The sequence below is a fragment of the Allokutzneria multivorans genome (genome assembly GCF_039537405.1).
In the GTDB taxonomy this organism is placed as follows: domain Bacteria; phylum Actinomycetota; class Actinomycetes; order Mycobacteriales; family Pseudonocardiaceae; genus Allokutzneria; species Allokutzneria multivorans.
Genome location: NZ_BAABAL010000019.1, coordinates 478,659 through 496,687, shown reverse-complemented (window position 1 = coordinate 496,687; position 18,029 = coordinate 478,659). Strand labels below are relative to the sequence as shown.

The following is an 18,029-nucleotide window of genomic DNA, read 5'->3' as shown; positions in this document are numbered from 1 at the left end:
ACGACCGACCCCGAGGCACGATCCGTGAGGAGCCGGCATGTTCGCGAAGGTCCTCGTCGCCAACCGAGGAGAGATCGCCATCCGGGCGTTCCGCGCAGCCTACGAGCTGGGCGCGGGAACGGTCGCGGTGTTCCCGCACGAGGACCGGAACTCGCTGCACCGCCTCAAGGCGGACGAGTCCTACGAGATCGGCGACCCCGGCCACCCCGTCCGCGCGTACCTCTCCGTCGCCGAGGTGATCAAGGCGGCGCGCAAGGCGGGCGCCGACGCGATCTACCCCGGGTACGGCTTCCTCTCGGAGAACCCGGAGCTGTCGCAGTCCTGCAAGGACGCGGGCATCACCTTCGTCGGCCCCAGCGCCGAGGTGCTGGAGCTGACCGGCAACAAGGCCCGCGCGATCGCCGCCGCGCGCGAGGCCGGCCTTCCGGTGCTGGAGTCCTCGGCGCCCTCCGCCGACGTGGACGCGCTGCTGGCCGCCTCGGAGAACATCCGCTTCCCGGTCTTCGTGAAGGCCGTCGCCGGTGGTGGTGGGCGCGGTATGCGCCGGGTGGAGGAACCGGGCGCGCTGCGCGAGGCCCTCGAAGCCGCGATGCGCGAGGCCGAGTCCGCCTTCGGTGACGCCACGGTCTTCCTGGAGCAGGCCGTCGTCGAGCCCAGGCACATCGAGGTGCAGATCCTGGCCGACGCCAAGGGCAACGTGATCCACCTCTTCGAGCGCGACTGCTCGGTGCAGCGGCGGCACCAGAAGGTCATCGAGATCGCCCCGGCGCCCAACCTGGACCCCGAGCTGCGCGATCGGATCTGCGCTGACGCGGTGTCCTTCGCCAAGCACATCGGCTACGTCAACGCGGGCACGGTGGAGTTCCTGGTCGACCGCCAGGGCAACCACGTCTTCATCGAGATGAACCCGCGCATCCAGGTCGAGCACACGGTGACCGAGGAGGTCACCGATGTCGACCTCGTGCAGTCGCAGATGCGCATCGCGTCCGGGGAGACCCTGCCCGAGCTGGGGCTGACCCAGGACACCGTTCGCCTGCGGGGCGCGGCGTTGCAGTGCCGCATCACCACCGAGGACCCGGCCAACGGCTTCCGCCCGGACACCGGCCGCATCACCGCCTACCGCTCGCCGGGCGGCGCGGGCATCCGGCTCGACGGCGGCACCGCGCACGCGGGTGCCGGCATCAGCGCGCACTTCGACTCGATGCTGGTGAAGCTGACCTGTCGTGGCCGTGACTTCGCCGGAGCCGTCCGCCGCGCTCGTCGCGCGATCGCCGAGTTCCGCATCCGCGGTGTCTCCACGAACATCCCGTTCATCCAGGCGGTGCTCGACGACGACGCGTTCCTGGACGGCAAGGTCACCACCGCGTTCATCGAGCAGCGCCCGCACCTGCTGACCGCGCGGCACTCCGCCGACCGGGGCACCAGGCTGCTGACCTACCTCGCCGACGTGACGGTGAACAAGCCCAACGGAACCCGTCCGTCCACTGTGGACCCGGTGCAGAAGCTGCCCGCGGTCAACCTCCTCGACGTCCCGCCGTCGGGCTCGCGGCACAAGCTCGTCGAGCTGGGCCCGGAGGGCTTCGCCGCGTGGCTGCGCTCCGCCCCGGCAGTCGGCGTCACCGACACCACCTTCCGCGACGCGCACCAGTCGCTGCTCGCCACGCGCGTGCGCACCAAGGACCTGCTGGCCGTGGCGCCGCACGTGGCGCGCTCCACGCCGGAGCTGCTGTCGCTGGAGTGCTGGGGCGGTGCGACCTACGACGTGGCGCTGCGCTTCCTCGCCGAGGACCCGTGGGAGCGCCTGGCCGCGCTGCGCGAAGCCGTGCCCAACATCTGCCTCCAGATGCTGCTGCGCGGTCGCAACACAGTGGGCTACACGCCGTACCCGGAGGCGGTGACGCGCGGCTTCGTCGAAGAGGCCACCGCGACCGGCATCGACATCTTCCGGATCTTCGACGCGCTCAACGACGTCGAGCAGATGCGCCCCGCCATCGAGGCCGTGCGCGACACCGGATCGGCCGTCGCCGAGGTGGCGCTCTGCTACACCGCCGACCTCTCCGACCCGGGCGAGCAGCTCTACACCCTCGACTACTACCTGCGCCTGGCCGAGCAGATCGTCCGCGCGGGCGCCCACGTCCTGGCGATCAAGGACATGGCCGGGCTGCTCCGCCCGCCGGCCGCCGCGACCCTGGTCAAGGCGCTGCGCTCGGAGTTCGACCTGCCCGTGCACCTGCACACCCACGACACCGCGGGCGGTCAGCTGGCCACCTACCTCGCCGCGATCCAGGCGGGCGTGGACGCGGTGGACGGCGCGACGGCCTCCATGGCGGGGACGACCTCGCAGCCGTCGCTGTCGGCGATCGTCGCCGCGACCGACCACACCGAGCGCGCCACCGGGCTCGACCTCCAGGCCGTCTGCGACCTGGAGCCGTACTGGGAGGCGGTGCGCCGGATCTACGCGCCGTTCGAGTCGGGCCTGGCCTCGCCGACCGGCCGCGTCTACCACCACGAGATCCCCGGCGGGCAGCTGTCCAACCTTCGCCAGCAGGCGATCGCGCTCGGCCTCGGCGACCGCTTCGAGGAGATCGAGTCCACCTACGCCGCCGCTGACCGCATGCTCGGCCGCCTCGTGAAGGTGACCCCGTCGTCCAAGGTGGTCGGTGACCTGGCGCTGCACATGGTCGGCGCGGGCGTCGAGCCCGGTGACTTCGAGGCCAACCCGGGCAGCTTCGACATCCCGGACTCGGTGGTCGGCTTCCTGCACGGAGAACTCGGCAACCCGCCCGGTGGCTGGCCGGAGCCCTTCCGCAGCCGCGCGCTCGCCGGTCGCGGTGCTCAGCGCAAGATGGTCGAGCTGACCGACGACGACCGCCGAGGCCTGGAGACGGACCGCCGCAAGACGCTCAACCGGCTGCTGTTCCCCGCGCCCGCCAAGGAGTTCACCGCGCACCGCGAGGCGTACGGCGACACCAGTGTGTTGCGCAGCAAGGACTTCTTCTACGGTCTGCGCCCCGGCGAGGAGTACTCGGTCGACCTGGAGCAGGGCGTGCGGTTGCTCATCGGGCTCGAAGCCATCGGTGAGGCCGACGACCGAGGCATGCGCACGGTGATGGCCACGCTCAACGGGCAGCTGCGGCCGATCTCCGTCCGCGACCGCTCGGTGGCCGCCGACATCCCGGCCGCCGAGAAGGCCGATCGCGCCAACCCCGACCACGTGCCCGCGCCGTTCGCCGGTGTGGTCACCCTGGCGGTGGCCGAGGGCGAGGAGGTCGAGGCCGGTCAGACGGTGGCCACGATCGAGGCGATGAAGATGGAGGCCGCGATCACCGCGCCGAAGGCTGGCCAGGTGAAGCGGCTGGCCATCGGCAAGGTCCAGCAGGTCGAGGGCGGCGACCTGATCATCGAACTGACCTGATCACGCGGAAATGTGCGTGTGCGCGATACCCGCGCACACGCATACTTCGGCGATGCGCATCCACGCCGTACCCCAGTTCCAAGGAGCTCTGGTCGAGGCCCGCTCCGGCCTGCCGTCCGGCTGCCGCGCGCTCGCTCGTCTGGCCGGACGGGTGCTCGACGCCGAGGTGACCGAGGTTCCCGTCAGCACCGACACGTCGCCGACGCTCGGCGGCATCGCCAACCTCGACGTGCTGCTGGAGCACCAGGAAGCCCAGCGCACCGCACTGTCCTCTGTGGACGGTCCGGTGCTGACCATCGGCGGGGACTGCTCCGTCGACCTGGTGCCCGTGCGACGCCTCGGCGACGACGTGGCGGTGCTCTGGTTCGACGCGCACGCCGACCTCAACACTCCGGGGTCCTCGCCGTCCGGCGCCTTCCACGGCATGGTCCTGCGCTCGGCAATGGGTGAGCGCGAGGTGGTTCTCGTCGGCGCGCGCAGCATCGACGACGGCGAACGGCCGCTGATCGGTGAGGACAAGCAGGTGCGCCTGGCCGAGTGCGGGGGAGTGGCTCCGCGCAGCCGCGAGGTGTACCTGCACATCGACTTGGACGTGCTGTCCCCCGACGAGTTCAACGGCATGACCTACCCGGAGCCCGGCGGTGTCGGTGTCGAAGAGCTCGTCGACCAGGTCCGGCGGTTGAGTCCTGAGTGGACGGTCGTCGGCGCCGCGATCACTGAGTGCGTCACCGAGGACGAGGCCGAGCTGGCCAAGCTTGTCCCACTGCTGGAGGCGGTGGGCGACGTGCTCACCTATCGCGGTCGCTGAGGCCAGCGCGGGTGCACGCGGTCGATCGCGAACTCGTGCGCGTGCACCCAACCGCCTCCGCGCGCAACCGCGCCCAGCAGGTGCGGGTCGTCGGGGGCGAGGTTGTCGTGCACGTGCTCCACAGTGGACGGATCGTGCGCAGGCCACACGCGTGCGGCGAAAAGCACTCCACCCGCGGCGACCATTGCCAGCAGTAGCAACGTGAACGACATTCCGGCCCATGCGCCGAGCAGCCCTGCGAGCAAGTAGGTCACCAGCCAGCCGCCGTGCGACACCGTGAACTGCGCGGCGAACAACCTCGGCCAACCACCCGGCTTCGCCGATCGCCGCACCAGCCGACCGATCGGTGTCTGCACCGCCGCGCCCGAGAGCCCCAAGGCGGCCCACGCGACCAGAACTCCAGCCCACGACAGCGGCAGGAACGCGCTCGCCGCAAGCACGAACACCAGCACACCCGCTCCGCCGAGCATCACGTGCCGCTCGCCGACCCTCGTCAGCACGCGAGGCAGCAACACCGCCGCCACGATCGAGCCCGCGCCGTACGCGCCGAGCGTCAACGCCACGGACGAATCGCTCAGCCCCAGGTCCTCGCGCACCACCACAACGGTGTTCACCAGCACCATCGATCCGGCCGCCGCTGCCGCGACGTTGAGCCCCACCAGCGCGCGCAGGCGTGGCGTGGCGAGGTACACCCGCATCCCGCCGACCGAACGGTTCGCGGACTCGACCGGTTTGGGCAGCACCACGCTCAGCACGAGCAACGCCGACGCCGCGAAGCCGACCGCCGTCCCCACGAAGAGCTGGCTCGCTCCGACGACCGTGAGCAGCGCGGCCGCGAGCACCGGGCTTAACAGGCTCTCCAGCTCGTAGGCCAAGCGCGACAACGACAACGCGCGTGTGTAGTCGTCCTCGTCGGGGAGCACCGTCGGGATCGTCGCCTGGAACGTTGGCGTGAACGACGCCGAGGCCGCTTGCAACACAACGATCAGCGCGTACACCTGCCAGACCTCGGTGACGAACGGCAGCACCAGCGCGACCGCCGCGCGCACCACGTCCATCGCCACCAGGAACGCCCGCCGGGGCAACCGTTCCGCGAGCGCCGTGGCCACCGGGGCGAAGAACACGTAGGCCACCATCTTGATCGCCAGCGCGACGCCGAGGACCAGCCCCGCGTCACCCCCGGCGAGCCGGTGCGCCAGCAGCCCGAGCGCCACCGTCGCCAACCCCGACCCCACGAGCGCGACCACCTGGGCGACGAACAGCCGCCTGTACACCCGATTCCCGAGCACGCCCACCGCCGCAACATACGACGCGAAACCCGTTGCGACGACGGTGCAACTGCCCATCCCTCGCAACAACGCCCCCACCCTCCACAGTGGACACCCCGCCGCTCTTACGCGCTGAATGACTCATTGAGGTACTTGAGCGCGCTGAACGACCCGTTCATGTACTTCAACGCACTAAACGGGCCGTTCAGGGCTTCTAACGCACCAAACGACCCGTTGAGGGCTTCTAACGCACTGAACGGGTCGTTCAGTGCACTCAACGCACCAAAGGAGCCGTTGGCGGAAGAAGTGCCGGGGTCAGGGGTGTTCGGCCCAGTGGAGGGCGGTGTCGCCGTAGCGGCGCGTGCGCAGGGGGACCAGCGGTGAGGGCCACGCGGGGTCGCCGGTTCGCACGGCGCGCTCCACCACGACAACGGTGCCGGGCTCGGTCCACCCCGACTCGACGAGCACGGTGAGCGTGCGGTGCAGCGCCTCGTTGCTCAGGTCGTAGGGCGGGTCGGCGAAGACCACGTCGTACGGAGCGACGGCGCCCGTCGACAGCACGGTGTCGGCCGAGCCGGTCCGCACGTCGGCTCCAGGCAGCGCGAGGTCGGCGGCGTTGCGGCGGAGCACCTCGCCCGCGCGCCGGTCGGACTCGACGAAGGTCGCGGCCGACGCTCCGCGGGACAGCGACTCGAAGCCGAGCGCGCCGGACCCCGCGTAGAGGTCCAGCACTCGCGCACCGTCCAGGTCCACCAAGGTTTCGAGCGCGCTGAACAGCGCTTCCCGCACCCGGTCCGAGGTCGGTCGTGTCCCCTTGGGCGGCACCGCGAGCCGGCGTCCGCCAGCGGTCCCGGCAACGATTCGCGTCACCTGGCAATACTCCCATCGGCGCTGGTGCTCCGTTCGGCCGGTGACGCCGGGTGACACTTCCCACTCGCCGCGACCGAGCTGTGGCGCCATACCTGAATGCTGTTACGGTCCCGCCCATGAGGCGTGCCGTTTACCCCGGCTCCTATGACCCAGTGACCAACGGGCACTTGGACATCATCGAGCGGGCGGCCGGTCTGTTCGACGAGGTCGTCGTCGCTGTGATGATCAACAAGAACAAGCGCAGCCTGTTCACCGTCGAGGAGCGCATGGAGATGCTCCGCGACGTCACGCCGCACCTGCCCAACGTGCGCATCGACTCCTGGTACGGCCTGCTGGTGGACTACTGCAAGGCCAACGAGGTCCAGGCGATCGTCAAGGGCCTGCGCGCGGTCAGCGACTTCGAGTACGAGCTGCAGATGGCGCAGATGAACCAGCGCCTCTCCGGCATCGACACGATGTTCATCGCCACCAACCCGGTCTACAGCTTCCTGTCCAGCTCGCTGGTCAAGGACGTGGCCACCTACGGCGGCGACGTCTCGCACCTGCTGCCGCCCGCGGTCGACCAGCGCCTCGCCGACCGCTTGGCCGAGACCCGCTAGAGCGCGAGCTTCATGCCGACGTGGCTCGGTGCGAAGCCGAGCCGCTCGTAGAACCGGCGCGCGCCGTCCCGCGTCGCGTCGGTGGTCAGCTGCACCAGACGGCACTCCCGCTCCCGCGCGCGCTCGATCGCCCAGCGGATCATCGCTTCGCCGAGGCCCGAACCCCGCTGGTCGTCCCGCACCCGAACGGCCTCGATCTGACAGCGGGACATTCCCTTGCGGGACAGGCCGGGGATGAAGCTCAGCTGCATCGTCGCGATCACCTCGCCCTCGGTCTCCGCGACCACCAGGAGCTGGTTCGGGTCGGCGTCGATCGCGGCGAAGGCGCGCTGGTAGGCGGGGTCGCCGGGGTGCTCCCGCGACGAGCCCAGCGGGTCGTCGGCGAGCATGCCCACGATCGCGTCCACGTCGGTTGAAACCGCCCGGCGAAAAGTCCCTACTTCCGTCTGCACGTCGTTCTCCCGCCTTCGAAAGTTCATATCAACGCGTGTGGACGATCATGCTCGGTCGTTACGTTCCCGAACCATGAAGCCGATCACAGCACGCGTTGCGCAGACCCTGCTCGCGGCCGTCCTGGTGGCAGTGGGTGCCCTGATCCCTGCCGTCGCTTCCGCCGCCCCCTCGGAGGTGCGAACCGTTGCGGCCCAACCGGCCTGTGGCGACACTTCCTCCTACACCAAGAAGAACCTCTCCGAGCTGCCCCGTGAGGCGACCGACACGGTCAAGCTCATCAAGAAGAACGGCCCGTACCCGTACCCGCAGGACGGCACCACCTTCGGCAACCGCGAGAACCTGCTGCCGAAGTGCGCCGCCAGCTACTACAAGGAGTTCACGGTCAAGACGCCCGGCATCGGCCACCGGGGCGCCAAGCGGATCGTGACCGGCTCCGCGTCGGAGTTCTTCTACACCGCCGACCACTACAAGAGCTTCGTCCTCGTCAACGTCAACGCCTGAATCACTGCCTGACACGCGTGGTGAGATCCCGCCGTCCGGCGCGCCGACACGGCAGACTGGAACCTGGACAGTCGACTGCGGGGCGAGGGGTGGAACGTGTACCGGGTCTTCGAGGCGCTCGACGAGCTCGTCACGATCGTCGAGGAGGCGCGCGGCGTTCCCATGACCTCCGGGTGCGTCGTTCCGCGAGGTGACGTCCTGGAACTGCTCGACGAGATCCGGGACGCGATCCCGGGCGAGCTCGACGACGCGCAGGACGTGCTCGACCACCGCGACGACGTGGTCAACAAGGCCGCGCAGCAGGCAGAGCACAGCATCACCAGCTCCCGCGCCGAGGCGGAGCAGACGGTCACCGAGGCCCGCGAGGAGGCCGATCGTCTGCTCGCCGAGGCCCGCTCGCGCGCCGAGCGCATGGTCGCCGACGCCGAGGCCGAGGCCGAGCGGATCGCCGCGGCGGCCAGGCACGAGTACGAGGACGCCGTCGGAAGGGCGGAGTCCGAGGCCGAGCGGATGATCCAGGCGGGCCGCTCCTCCTACGAGCGCTCCGTCGACGAGGGCCGCGCCGAGCAGGCGCGCATGGTCGACCAGACCGAGGTGGTGCGCGCCGCGCACGGCGAATCGACCCGGGTGGTCGACGCCGCGAACCAGGAAGCCGCGCGGCTGCGCTCCGAGTGCGACGCCTACGTGGACAGCAAGCTCGGCGAGTTCGAGGACCTGCTCGGCCGCACCCTGCGCACGGTCGGCAAGGGTCGCGCCCAGCTGCGCGGTCGCGGTGGCCCGAGCCACAGCCACGACACCGTCTTCGACTACCAGGACGAGGAGCCCGTGGGCCCCCGCTCCGCCCGCCCCCGCGGCGCCTACTGAGCGAGGTGGCGGGGGGAACGGATTTCGTTCTCCGAGGTGGCGTCCCGTACCCTTGATGAGTTGGCCGCCAACCGACCACGGCCGCACACACCACACACATGTCTGAGCGCAGCAAGACCACGAACCGGACGCCGACCGGACCCTGGATCATCGACACCAGGGACCTGGGACGGCGGCCGGGCAGCAGCCGTGGTTACCACCGGAAGTTCGAGGCCACCAGTGACTTCGGCATCGTCGAGGTCCTCGGCATCCCCTCGGGCGCCGAGGTCGAGTTCGACGTGCTGCTGGAGTCCGTGGTCGAGGGTGTCCTGGCCACCGGTACCGTCAGCGGGCCGACGGTGGGGGAGTGCTCCCGCTGCCTCGACCCGCTCAGCGGTGAGGTCGAGGTCAGGATCACCGAGCTGTTCGCCTACCCGGACAGCGCCACCGAGGCCAGCACGGACGAGGACGAGGTCAGCAGGCTCGTCGACGATCTGCTCGACCTGGAGCCGGTCGCCCGCGACACCATCGTGCTGACCCTGCCCGCCGCTCCGCTGTGCGCCCCGGACTGCCCGGGGCTGTGCGTGGAGTGCGGTGAGAAGCTGGCCGATCTCGGCCCGGATCACCGGCATGAGACGATTGACCCTCGCTGGGCCGCGTTGCAAGGGCGGTTCGGCGAGGCTGGAAACAACTCAGAGGAGAACTAGTCGTGGCCGTCCCCAAGCGCAGGATGTCGCGGTCCAACACCCGCTCGCGCCGCTCCCAGTGGAAGGCCAGCGCCGCGAACCTGGCGACCTGTTCCAACCGCGCCTGCCGCGCCCCCAAGCTGATGCACGTGGCCTGCCCGCAGTGCGGTCAGTACGACGGCCGCCAGGTCGTCACCCCCGCCTGAACCAGGCGGGGAGACTAGATCGTGGGGAGCAAGCCGTCGCGGGGTCCCGCGCCTGATCGCGCCCCGTTGCTCGAAGCGCTCGGCGTCGAACTCGGCGCCGAGCGACTCATGCTCGCGCTGACGCACCGGTCCTACGCCTACGAGAACGGCGGTCTTCCGCCGAACGAGAGGCTGGAGTTCCTCGGTGACTCGGTGCTCAGCGTGGTGATCACCGATCACCTGTACCGGGCGCACCCGGACCTTCCCGAGGGGCAGCTCGCCAAGCTGCGCGCCAGCGTGGTCAACATGCACGCGCTGGCCGGAGTGGCGCGCACCCTCGGTCCGGGTGGGCTCGGCGCGCACCTGTTGCTGGGCAAGGGCGAGGAGCTCACCGGCGGCAGGGACAAGCCGAGCATCCTGGCCGACGGCCTGGAAGCGGTGATCGGCGCGGTGTACCTCGAGCACGGCATCGAGACCTCGCACGTCCTCGTGCACCGCCTCTTCGACGGACTGCTCGAGGAGGCGCCCCGGCGCGGTGCCGGCCTGGACTGGAAGACCAGCCTCCAGGAGCTCACCGCGGCCGCCGGGCTCGGCGTTCCCGAGTACCGGGTGTCCGAGGAGGGGCCGGACCACCGCAAGGAGTTCACCGCCACCGTCATCGTCGGTGGCAATCCGCAGGGCACCGGCGACGGCCGCACCAAGAAGGAAGCCGAGCAGAAGGCCGCTGAGGCCGCGTGGCGCGTGCTCTCCGAACAGGTCCGGCTCGCCGCCGAGGGTGAGGCGGAGGACGCCGCCTCCTGATCGTCGAGGAGGACGGGCGTGCCAGAACTTCCCGAGGTCGAGGTCGTGCGTGCCGGACTGCAACGGCACGTGGAAGGCCGCACCGTCGCCGAGGTCGACGTGCTGCACCCGCGCGCGGTGCGCAGGCACGTCCCCGGCCCGGTGGACTTCGCCAGCCGGCTGAGCGGCAGGCGCTTCGACGCCGCGTGCCGCCGGGGCAAGTACCTCTGGATCGAGCTGGACGGCGCTGCTGAGGCGATCGTGGCGCACCTCGGGATGAGCGGCCAGATGCTGGTCCAACCCGTCGGCGCCCCTGACGAGAAGCACCTGCGGGTGCGCGTGCGCTTCGCCGACGACGGCCCCGAGCTGCGCTTCGTGGACCAGCGAACCTTCGGGGGCCTCGCGCTGACCGAGATGGTGGCCGGGCTTCCCGTGCCGATCGCGCACATCGGTCGCGACCCGCTCGACCCCGAGTTCGACCTCGCGGAGGGAGTGGCAGCGCTGCGCGCACGGCGCACCGAGGTGAAGCGGGCGCTGCTCGACCAGACGGTGGTCTCCGGGATCGGCAACATCTACGCCGACGAGGCGCTGTGGCGGACCAAGCTGCACTGGTCGCGCGCGGCCAACGGGCTGAGCAGGCCGAAGGCGGCGGAGCTGCTGAACGCGGCCACCGAGGTGATGCGGGAGGCGCTCGTCGCGGGCGGGACCTCGTTCGACGCGCTCTACGTCAACGTCAACGGGGAGTCCGGCTACTTCGACCGCTCGCTCTCGGCCTACGGCCAGGAGAACCAGCCGTGCGAGCGCTGTGGCACCGCGATCATCCGCGAGGCGTTCATGAACAGGTCGTCCTTCTCCTGCCCGAAGTGCCAGCGCGCTGTGCGTTGAACGGACCCGGGCCGCTGAACCGCACGGGAACGAGCGCGAGGGGCGGTCCCGGAGGACCGCCCCTTCACGGTAGTTCTCATCGGCCCGTGACCTGCTGCCGAACGGTCACGGGGAAGGTCGTTCTCAGCTGGAGCGCAGCTGGCTCGTCGCCCACTCGAAGCTCGTGGTGGGCACGGGCTCGTTGTTGCGGACCGACAGCTCCTTGATGCTGTCGATCAGCATGAGCACCGCTCGAACCGAAGGCAAGATCATCTGTCCCTCTCGGGTCAACCTCGCACCCGCTGGATCGCGGGTGAAGAGCTTGGTACCGAGTGACTGCTCCAGGGACTTGATCTGGTAGCTGATCGCTGGCTGGGAATAACCCAAGGACTTTGCGGCCAGGTCCATTCGACCAAGGTCCGCGATCGAGACGAACGCTCGAAACTCCCGCTCGTGCATCCGAATCCTCCCCCAGGGGTCACCGCGCTGTGATTGCCCCGGCTTCATCCAGGCAGAACTTCACCAACAACACCGGATAATCAGGACATTACCAACGTGTCACGACTAAGTCCATCAATCGGGGTCTCAAGCGCCCGACCGGAGTACAAAAATCGCTCTGGTTCACCCGAGGGTGACTGTCGGCTCCCCTGAACGGGTTACTACTTGGGTGTCGTCCGTTCAGAGGAGGACATCGAACGCCTCAGGGCCGATCGCCGTGTGCGTTTGTAGCCGTTCACAACTTTCTCTTCTGGGTGAGGTGCAGTCAAGTTAGGTGTAGCTCAAGTCGGTGAGAACTTAGCCACGCAGCGATGTCTAGCAGGCGTTCTGTGAACAGTCGGTCCACCCGATTGAGGGAGCCGGGCTCCCTGGAAACGATTTCACGTGCCCAGGTGGTGTCAATAATGTTGAAGGTTGGATTACTCCGATCGTTCAACAATTCTTCGACCTGTTCCTGAAGCGCCATCACGTACTTGAGCTCCTGGGTGGACGGGTAGGGGCTCTTGCGCCGTTGCGCCACCGATCGGGGGATGACGTCGGCGACGGCCGAGCGCAGCAGGCTCTTCTCCCGCCCGTCGTGGGTCTTCATCGCCCACGGAGCGTTGAACACGTACTCGACCAGGCGGTGGTCGCAGAACGGCACCCTGACCTCGAGGCCGACCGCCATGCTCATCCGGTCCTTGCGGTCGAGCATGTACGGCAGGAACCGGGTCAGGTGCGCGTAGGAGATCCGCCGCATCCGCCGCTCGTGCGGGTCCTCCCCGTGCAGCACCGGTGACTCGGCGCGCACGGCCGCGTAGCCGTCGCGCAGGAACGTGCCGATGTCGAGCTGGTCGCTCAGCTCCTTGCGCAGCAGCGGCCTGCCCACGCTCTGCTTCCCGCCGGGGCCGGAGACCCACGGGTACAGGTTGCCGCGCTGCACGCCCGGGTCGTGGAACCACCAGTAGCCGCCGAAGACCTCGTCGGCCGACTCGCCGGAGATCGCCACGGTCGAGTGCTCCCGCACGGCCTTGGACAGCAGGTAGAGCGAGTTGTCCATGTCGCCGAGGCCGATCGGGATGTCGCGCGCGGCGACGGCGGCCCTGCGCACCTCCGGATCGGCCAGCTCGGAGTGGTCGAGCACGATGTCGGTGTGGTCCGTGCCGACGTGCTGGGCCACGTCCCTGACGAACGGCGCGTCCGGGCTGTCCTGGAGCACGTCGGCGGTGAAGTTGTCGGTCTGCCCGACGAAGTCCACGGCGAAGGTGCGCAGCGGGGTCAGGTGCTGTGCGGCGAGCCCGGTCAGCGCGCTGGAGTCGAGGCCGCCGGAGAGCAGCACGCACTGCGGCACGTCCGAGACGAGCTGGCGGCGCATGATGTCGTCCATCAGCTCGCGGATCCGCTCCGAGGTGGTCTCGGTGTCGTCCTCGTGCGGCTTGGCCTCCAGCTGCCAGTAGGTCCGCTCGCGCAGCCCGGAGCGGTCCATGACGGCGAGCCTGCCCGGCTTGAGCTCGCGCATGCCCGCCCAGACGGCCTCGCCGACGGTCTTGCTGTACGCGAAGAGCTCCCGCAGCCCGTTGAGGCCGATCCGGGGCTTGGCCAGCGGGTTCGCCAGGATCGCCTTGGGCTCGGAGCCGAAGAGCACGCCGTCGGCGGTGCGGTAGAGGTACAGCGGCTTCACCCCGAGGCGGTCGCGGACCAGCAGCAGCCGCTCGGCGCGCGCGTCCCAGATCGCGAAGGCGTACATGCCGTTGAGCCGGTCGACCAGCGCGTCGCCCCACTCCAGGTAGGAGCGCAGCACCACCTCGGTGTCGCTGGCGGTGCGGAACTCGTGCCCCCTGCGGCGCAGCTCCTGGCGCAGCTCGACGAAGTTGTAGACCTCGCCGCTGTAGGTCAGCACGACCTGGCCGTCGGGGGTGTCGGCGACCATCGGCTGCGCGCCGCCCTCGATGTCGATCACCGCGAGCCTGCGGTGGCCGAGCGCGGCGTGCTGGGCCGACCAGGTCGCGCCGTCGTCCGGTCCCCGCTCACGCATCGTGGCGGTCATGGCCTCCACCGTGGCCCGTTCGCGGGTCAGGTCACGCGCGAAGCCCACCCAGCCGGTAATGCCGCACACGTCGACCTCCTCGTCGTCTTCAGGGCCCGCGCCACTCACGCCATGTGAAAAATACATTCCTCATGGCCCGAAATGAATCAGCGCGGTTGAAGGTGATTAGTCCGTTCGTGCGGCCACGGCCGAAGCCTGGTCGCAGACGGTGACCTCGCTGCCGCGAAGCCGCCCGCCCTGGGTGATGGTTCGTGGTTGCCGCCGTCACACAGAGTGTAAGGAGCGCGTAAACGTCGAGGTAGTCCCCGTCAAGGACGTGTCAGGGGACCGTTATCTAAGCCCACCCCTGGAGCAGGCTCGCCCCGGCACGGCCGCACGAGGAGGGGAGTGATCGACATGGCCGACTCGGCCCGCACCGGTCCCACCCCACGGTCCGCGACCGCGTTCCTCCTGGTGATCACACTGATCCAGTTGGAGATCTTCTGATGACAACTCCTACCCCGGATGTGCGCAAGCTCAACCTCGCCGCGCGCGTCGCCGGAGGGTGCTCGGGGTGAGCGTGGCGGAGACTGGAGCGGTGGAGTCCGGCAGCAAGCGCAGGCGCGGTGAGCTGCGCATCTACCTGGGGGCGGCGCCCGGCGTCGGCAAGACCTTCGCGATGCTCGGCGAGGCCCACCGGCGCGCCGACCGTGGCACGCACGTGGTGGTCGGCTTCGTGGAGACCCACGGCAGGGACCGAACCGCCGCGCTGCTGGACGGGCTGCCCGAGGTGCCGAGGCGGCGGATGGGCCATCGCGGCCACGAGTTCACCGAGCTGGACATCGACGCGCTGCTCGCACTGCGGCCCGAGGTCGCGGTTGTCGACGAGCTGGCGCACACCAACGTCCCCGGCTCGCGCAACGCCAAACGCTGGCAGGACGTCGAGGAGCTGCTCGACGCGGGAATCGACGTGCTGTCCACCGTGAACGTCCAGCACATGGAGAGCCTCAACGACGTCGTGCAGCGGATCACCGGCGCCGCGCAACAGGAGACCGTGCCTGACGAGGTCGTGCGTCGCGCCGAACAGGTCGAGCTGGTGGACATCACCCCGGAGGCGCTGCGCAGGCGGATGGCGCACGGCAACGTCTACCCGGCGCACAAGGTCGATGCGGCGCTCGGCAACTACTTCCGGCCCGGCAACCTGACCGCGCTGCGCGAGCTCGCCCTGCTGTGGGTCGCGGACCAGGTCGACGTGGCGCTCCAGCGCTACCGCGCGGAGCACAGCATCACCGACACCTGGGAGACCCGGGAGCGCGTGGTCGTCTCGATCACCGGTGGCAAGGAGAGCGAGACGCTGATCCGCCGCGCCCGCCGCATCGCCAACCGCGCGGGCGCCGAGCTGCTGGTGCTGCACGTGCTGCGCAGCGACGGTCTCGCGGGCGTTCCCGCCGCCGCGGTCAGCCGGTGCCGCAAGCTCGCCGGTGACGTCGGCGCGAGCTTCCACACCGTGGTCGGCGACGACGTGCCCGCCGCGCTGCTCGACTTCGCGCGCGGGGTGAACGCGACACAGCTCGTGCTCGGGACATCGCGCCGGTCGCGGCTCGCGCGGGTCTTCGACGAGGGCGTCAGTTCACGCGTGGTGCAGGGCTCCGGGCCGATCGACGTGCACATGGTCACCCACGACGAGGCGGGCGGGACCGTGCGCCAGCCCGGCACTCGGCGCAACGCGCTCGCTCCGTGGCGCAAGGTCCTCGGTTGGGTGCTCGCCGTCGTGCTGCCGTCCGCGGCGACCGCGCTCGGCGTCGCACTGCAACCCGAGCTGATCCTGTCCACCAACGTGATCGACTACTTCCTGGCGATCGTCGTCGTCGCGCTCGTCGGCGGTCTCGGCCCCGCGCTGCTGGCCTCCGTCGGCTCGGCGATCATGCTCAACTTCTTCTTCACCGAGCCGCTGTTCACGCTGACGATCTCCGCGCAGGAGAACGTGATCACCCTCGTCGCCATGGTCGTCGTCGGCATCATGGTCGCCCTCGTCGTCGACCGCGCCGCGCGTCGTGCCGGCCAGGCCGCGAGGGCGCGGACCGAGGCCGCGCTGCTCTCCTCCTACGCGCACACCGTGCTCACCCATCCCGAGCCCTTGCAGCGGCTGCTGGAGAAGGTGCGCGAGAACTTCGGCCTGACCTCCGTGGCACTGCTGGAGAAGAGCGAAGGCGACTGGAAGCGCGTCGCCGTGGTGGGGGTCGACGCGTGCGACCGCCCCGGACAGGCCGACGTCGACATCGCCGTGACCGCTGACGTGCATCTCGCTCTGCGCGGGCGAGCGCTGGCCGCCGCCGACCGCAAGGTGCTCGAAGGTGCTGCGGGACAAGCACTTCTGGCGCTCCGGCAGCAACGGCTCTCCGCGCAGAACGCCGAGGCGCGGCGCCGGGCGGAGACCACCGAGCTGCGCACGGCCCTGCTGTCGGCCGTCGGGCACGACCTGCGCACACCACTGACGTCGATCAAGGCCTCCATCGGCAGCCTGCGCGATCCCGAACTCGCACTGTCCGATTCGGACACCGCGGAACTCCTTGAGGCGATAGAGGAATCCGCTGACCGGCTGGCGAAGCTCGTTGACAACCTGCTCGACTCCTCGCGCCTGGCGACCGGTGCGGTCCGGCCGCAGTACCGGCCGACCGGGTTCTACGAAGCCGTCGCCCGCGCTCTGTCCTTTATGGACGGACATGCGCGCGTCGCCGTCGACGTGGACGACCGGCTCCCGTTGGTGCGGGCCGATGTCGGTCTGTTGGAACGCGTGATCGCGAACGTCGTCGACAACGCGCTCCGGCACGGCGGCGGCAACGTCGAGGTCCGCGCGAGCGCCCATGCCGCACAGGTCGAACTGCGCGTCGTCGACTACGGCCGGGGCCTGCCGAAGGGCGCCGCCGACGAGGTGTTCGCGCCGTTCCAACGGCTCGGCGACTCCACCAGCGGTGTGGGGCTCGGGCTGAGCGTCGCCAAGGGCTTCACCGAGGCGATGGGCGGCACGATCCGCGCCGAGGACACCCCCGGCGGCGGGCTGACGATCGTGATCTCCTTGCCCGTGCACGGGGATCGCGCGGGAGAGGTGGGAACGCGGTGACCAAGGTCCTGGTTGTCGACGACGAGCCGCAGATCGTGCGGGCACTGCGGATCAACCTGTCCGCGCGCGGCTACGAGGTGCTCACCGCCCACGACGGCGCTTCCGCGCTTCGGGTCGCCGCCTCTGACCGGCCCGACGTGGTGGTGCTCGACCTCGGCCTGCCCGACCGCGACGGCACCGAGGTGATCGCCGGGCTGCGCGGCTGGACCAGCGTGCCCATCCTCGTGCTCTCCGCGCGCACCGACTCCTCCGACAAGGTCGGCGCCCTCGACGCCGGCGCCGACGACTACGTCACCAAGCCCTTCGGCATGGACGAGCTTCTCGCCCGGCTCCGCGCCGCCGTCCGCCGGGCCGCCCACCCCGCCGACGAGACGGAACTCGCCGTCGTCGAGACCTCCACGTTCACCGTCGACCTCGTCGCCAAGCGCGTGCACCGCGACGGCTCCGAGGTGCACCTCACTCCCACCGAGTGGGGCGTGCTCGAAATGCTCGTCCGCAACCGCGGCCGCCTCGTCGCGCAGAAGCAGTTGCTCCAGGAGGTGTGGGGCCCCGCGTACGCGAAGGAGACCCACTACCTCCGCGTCTACCTCGCCCAGCTCCGCCGCAAGCTCGAGTCCGAACCGTCCCGCCCACGCCACCTGATCACCGAGCCCGGAATGGGCTACCGCTTCGAAGCTTAGGCAAGTGCCAAAACCACGCCTTTCGCCCGCGCGTGGGCCAATTCGGAGAGCCACCCCGCCGTTCGCGCGCGTTGTTACCCTGCTCGCGGGCCAGTGACGCAGGGGAGGCGTTCTCACATGTCCAAGCAGTACGTGCGCGTCGGGGGATGGCGCATCGACCTCGACCAGATCCCGTCAGCCATCGCCGCCTTCAAGGACGCCCTCGACGACCTTCGGGGCCTCGTCGAGCAGGGCAACGATGCTGCTGAGGTCCGATTCATGGGGACTGACGATGTCAGTAAGGCGCTCGCCAAGGAGGTCAGCGAGCGTCACCTTCGCGGGCGCGGAGCGATATGGGCTGCCGCGCAACTGCGCGACGAGCTGACTAAGGCAGTGAGCAGCCTTGAAACCGCCAGGCGGCACTATGCGCGAGTCGAGGATGTCAACCGTCGAAGCGTTTCAGGAGGGTGACGG

The 18,029-nt window shown here is 69.8% G+C and carries 17 protein-coding genes; 12 read left to right on the top strand and 5 right to left on the bottom strand.

The window, feature by feature from the left end:
• The first annotated feature begins 37 nt into the window (after nucleotides 1–37).
• Together ABD798_RS30320 and ABD798_RS30315 are read left to right on the top strand one after the other, a co-directional pair.
• Nucleotides 38–3,415, top strand: a complete 3,378-nt coding sequence (locus tag ABD798_RS30320) for a pyruvate carboxylase (protein ID WP_344882349.1) — start codon at nucleotides 38–40, stop codon at nucleotides 3,413–3,415.
• 52 nt (nucleotides 3,416–3,467) lie between these two features.
• A complete protein-coding gene (locus tag ABD798_RS30315) occupies nucleotides 3,468–4,223 on the top strand; it encodes an arginase family protein (RefSeq protein WP_344882346.1) in 756 nt (251 codons plus the stop codon).
• Here ABD798_RS30315 and ABD798_RS30310 read toward each other — a convergent pair.
• Together ABD798_RS30310 and rsmD are read right to left on the bottom strand one after the other, a co-directional pair.
• Nucleotides 4,208–5,518, bottom strand: a complete 1,311-nt coding sequence (locus ABD798_RS30310; protein ID WP_425549293.1) for an MFS transporter — start codon at nucleotides 5,516–5,518, stop codon at nucleotides 4,208–4,210. The two genes, ABD798_RS30315 and ABD798_RS30310, sit on opposite strands and share 16 nt — an antisense overlap.
• Nucleotides 5,519–5,806: 288 nt before the next feature.
• Nucleotides 5,807–6,361, bottom strand: a complete 555-nt coding sequence (gene rsmD / locus ABD798_RS30305; protein WP_344882340.1) for a 16S rRNA (guanine(966)-N(2))-methyltransferase RsmD — start codon at nucleotides 6,359–6,361, stop codon at nucleotides 5,807–5,809.
• Nucleotides 6,362–6,477: 116 nt separating this feature from the next.
• Between rsmD and coaD the strand changes: the two genes are divergently transcribed.
• Nucleotides 6,478–6,960 carry a pantetheine-phosphate adenylyltransferase gene (gene coaD / locus ABD798_RS30300; protein ID WP_344882337.1) on the top strand — a complete coding sequence of 161 codons (483 nt, stop codon included), beginning with the start codon at nucleotides 6,478–6,480 and terminating at the stop codon, nucleotides 6,958–6,960.
• Here coaD and ABD798_RS30295 read toward each other — a convergent pair.
• Nucleotides 6,957–7,439: a GNAT family N-acetyltransferase gene (locus ABD798_RS30295; protein ID WP_425549292.1), complete on the bottom strand. Its 483-nt coding sequence runs from the start codon at nucleotides 7,437–7,439 to the stop codon at nucleotides 6,957–6,959. The two genes, coaD and ABD798_RS30295, sit on opposite strands and share 4 nt — an antisense overlap.
• A gap of 46 nt (nucleotides 7,440–7,485) precedes the next feature.
• Between ABD798_RS30295 and ABD798_RS30290 the strand changes: the two genes are divergently transcribed.
• The 6 genes from ABD798_RS30290 (at nucleotide 7,486) to mutM (ending at nucleotide 11,293) form a co-directional block, all read left to right on the top strand.
• Entirely contained in the window at nucleotides 7,486–7,914 is a 429-nt protein-coding gene (locus tag ABD798_RS30290; protein ID WP_344882334.1) for a guanyl-specific ribonuclease, read from the top strand.
• Between the two features lie 96 nt (nucleotides 7,915–8,010).
• Nucleotides 8,011–8,778, top strand: coding sequence for a F0F1 ATP synthase subunit B (locus ABD798_RS30285; RefSeq protein ID WP_344882332.1), 768 nt, complete (start codon nucleotides 8,011–8,013; stop codon nucleotides 8,776–8,778).
• Between the two features lie 98 nt (nucleotides 8,779–8,876).
• A complete protein-coding gene (locus ABD798_RS30280) occupies nucleotides 8,877–9,464 on the top strand; it encodes a YceD family protein (RefSeq protein ID WP_344882329.1) in 588 nt (195 codons plus the stop codon).
• A gap of 2 nt (nucleotides 9,465–9,466) precedes the next feature.
• On the top strand, nucleotides 9,467–9,649 hold the full coding sequence (gene rpmF, locus ABD798_RS30275) for a 50S ribosomal protein L32 (RefSeq protein WP_344882326.1): 183 nt from the start codon (nucleotides 9,467–9,469) through the stop codon (nucleotides 9,647–9,649).
• A 21-nt stretch (nucleotides 9,650–9,670) separates the two neighbouring features.
• Nucleotides 9,671–10,429 (top strand): ribonuclease III, encoded by a 759-nt coding sequence (rnc, locus tag ABD798_RS30270; protein ID WP_344882323.1) that lies wholly within the window; start codon nucleotides 9,671–9,673, stop codon nucleotides 10,427–10,429.
• Between the two features lie 18 nt (nucleotides 10,430–10,447).
• Nucleotides 10,448–11,293, top strand: a complete 846-nt coding sequence (gene mutM / locus ABD798_RS30265) for a bifunctional DNA-formamidopyrimidine glycosylase/DNA-(apurinic or apyrimidinic site) lyase (RefSeq protein WP_344882320.1) — start codon at nucleotides 10,448–10,450, stop codon at nucleotides 11,291–11,293.
• 123 nt (nucleotides 11,294–11,416) lie between these two features.
• Here the strand turns inward: mutM and ABD798_RS30260 are convergent, their stop codons facing one another.
• Both ABD798_RS30260 and asnB read right to left on the bottom strand, forming a co-directional pair.
• The gene (locus ABD798_RS30260) at nucleotides 11,417–11,731 is read right to left on the bottom strand and encodes a LysR family transcriptional regulator (RefSeq protein ID WP_030430557.1); all 315 of its coding nucleotides are present in this window, start codon (nucleotides 11,729–11,731) and stop codon (nucleotides 11,417–11,419) included.
• 304 nt (nucleotides 11,732–12,035) lie between these two features.
• Nucleotides 12,036–13,865, bottom strand: a complete 1,830-nt coding sequence (gene asnB, locus ABD798_RS30255) for an asparagine synthase (glutamine-hydrolyzing) (RefSeq protein ID WP_344883659.1) — start codon at nucleotides 13,863–13,865, stop codon at nucleotides 12,036–12,038.
• A 484-nt stretch (nucleotides 13,866–14,349) separates the two neighbouring features.
• Here asnB and ABD798_RS30250 point away from each other — a divergent pair, with 484 nt between their 5' ends.
• The 3 genes from ABD798_RS30250 to ABD798_RS30240 all read left to right on the top strand — a co-directional run bounded on the left by ABD798_RS30250 (nucleotide 14,350) and on the right by ABD798_RS30240 (nucleotide 18,026).
• The gene (locus ABD798_RS30250; protein ID WP_344882315.1) at nucleotides 14,350–16,896 is read left to right on the top strand and encodes a DUF4118 domain-containing protein; all 2,547 of its coding nucleotides are present in this window, start codon (nucleotides 14,350–14,352) and stop codon (nucleotides 16,894–16,896) included.
• On the top strand, nucleotides 16,893–17,576 hold the full coding sequence (locus tag ABD798_RS30245; RefSeq protein ID WP_344882312.1) for a response regulator: 684 nt from the start codon (nucleotides 16,893–16,895) through the stop codon (nucleotides 17,574–17,576). The genes ABD798_RS30250 and ABD798_RS30245 overlap by 4 nt, the downstream gene beginning before the upstream one ends.
• 117 nt (nucleotides 17,577–17,693) lie before the next feature.
• Nucleotides 17,694–18,026, top strand: coding sequence for a hypothetical protein (locus ABD798_RS30240; RefSeq protein ID WP_344882309.1), 333 nt, complete (start codon nucleotides 17,694–17,696; stop codon nucleotides 18,024–18,026).
• Nucleotides 18,027–18,029: the final 3 nt, after the last annotated feature.

Bases quoted from the DNA above. Each gene is read 5' to 3' on its own strand.
- ABD798_RS30260 (WP_030430557.1), bottom strand. From the start codon at position 11,731: ATGCACGAGCGGGAGTTTCGAGCGTTCGTCTCGATCGCGGACCTTGGT.
- ABD798_RS30290 (WP_344882334.1), top strand. From the start codon at position 7,486: ATGAAGCCGATCACAGCACGCGTTGCGCAGACCCTGCTCGCGGCCGTC.
- ABD798_RS30280 (WP_344882329.1), top strand. From the start codon at position 8,877: ATGTCTGAGCGCAGCAAGACCACGAACCGGACGCCGACCGGACCCTGG.
- ABD798_RS30295 (WP_425549292.1), bottom strand. From the start codon at position 7,439: ATGAACTTTCGAAGGCGGGAGAACGACGTGCAGACGGAAGTAGGGACT.
- ABD798_RS30320 (WP_344882349.1), top strand. From the start codon at position 38: ATGTTCGCGAAGGTCCTCGTCGCCAACCGAGGAGAGATCGCCATCCGG.
- ABD798_RS30240 (WP_344882309.1), top strand. From the start codon at position 17,694: ATGTCCAAGCAGTACGTGCGCGTCGGGGGATGGCGCATCGACCTCGAC.
- ABD798_RS30315 (WP_344882346.1), top strand. From the start codon at position 3,468: ATGCGCATCCACGCCGTACCCCAGTTCCAAGGAGCTCTGGTCGAGGCC.
- coaD (WP_344882337.1), top strand. From the start codon at position 6,478: ATGAGGCGTGCCGTTTACCCCGGCTCCTATGACCCAGTGACCAACGGG.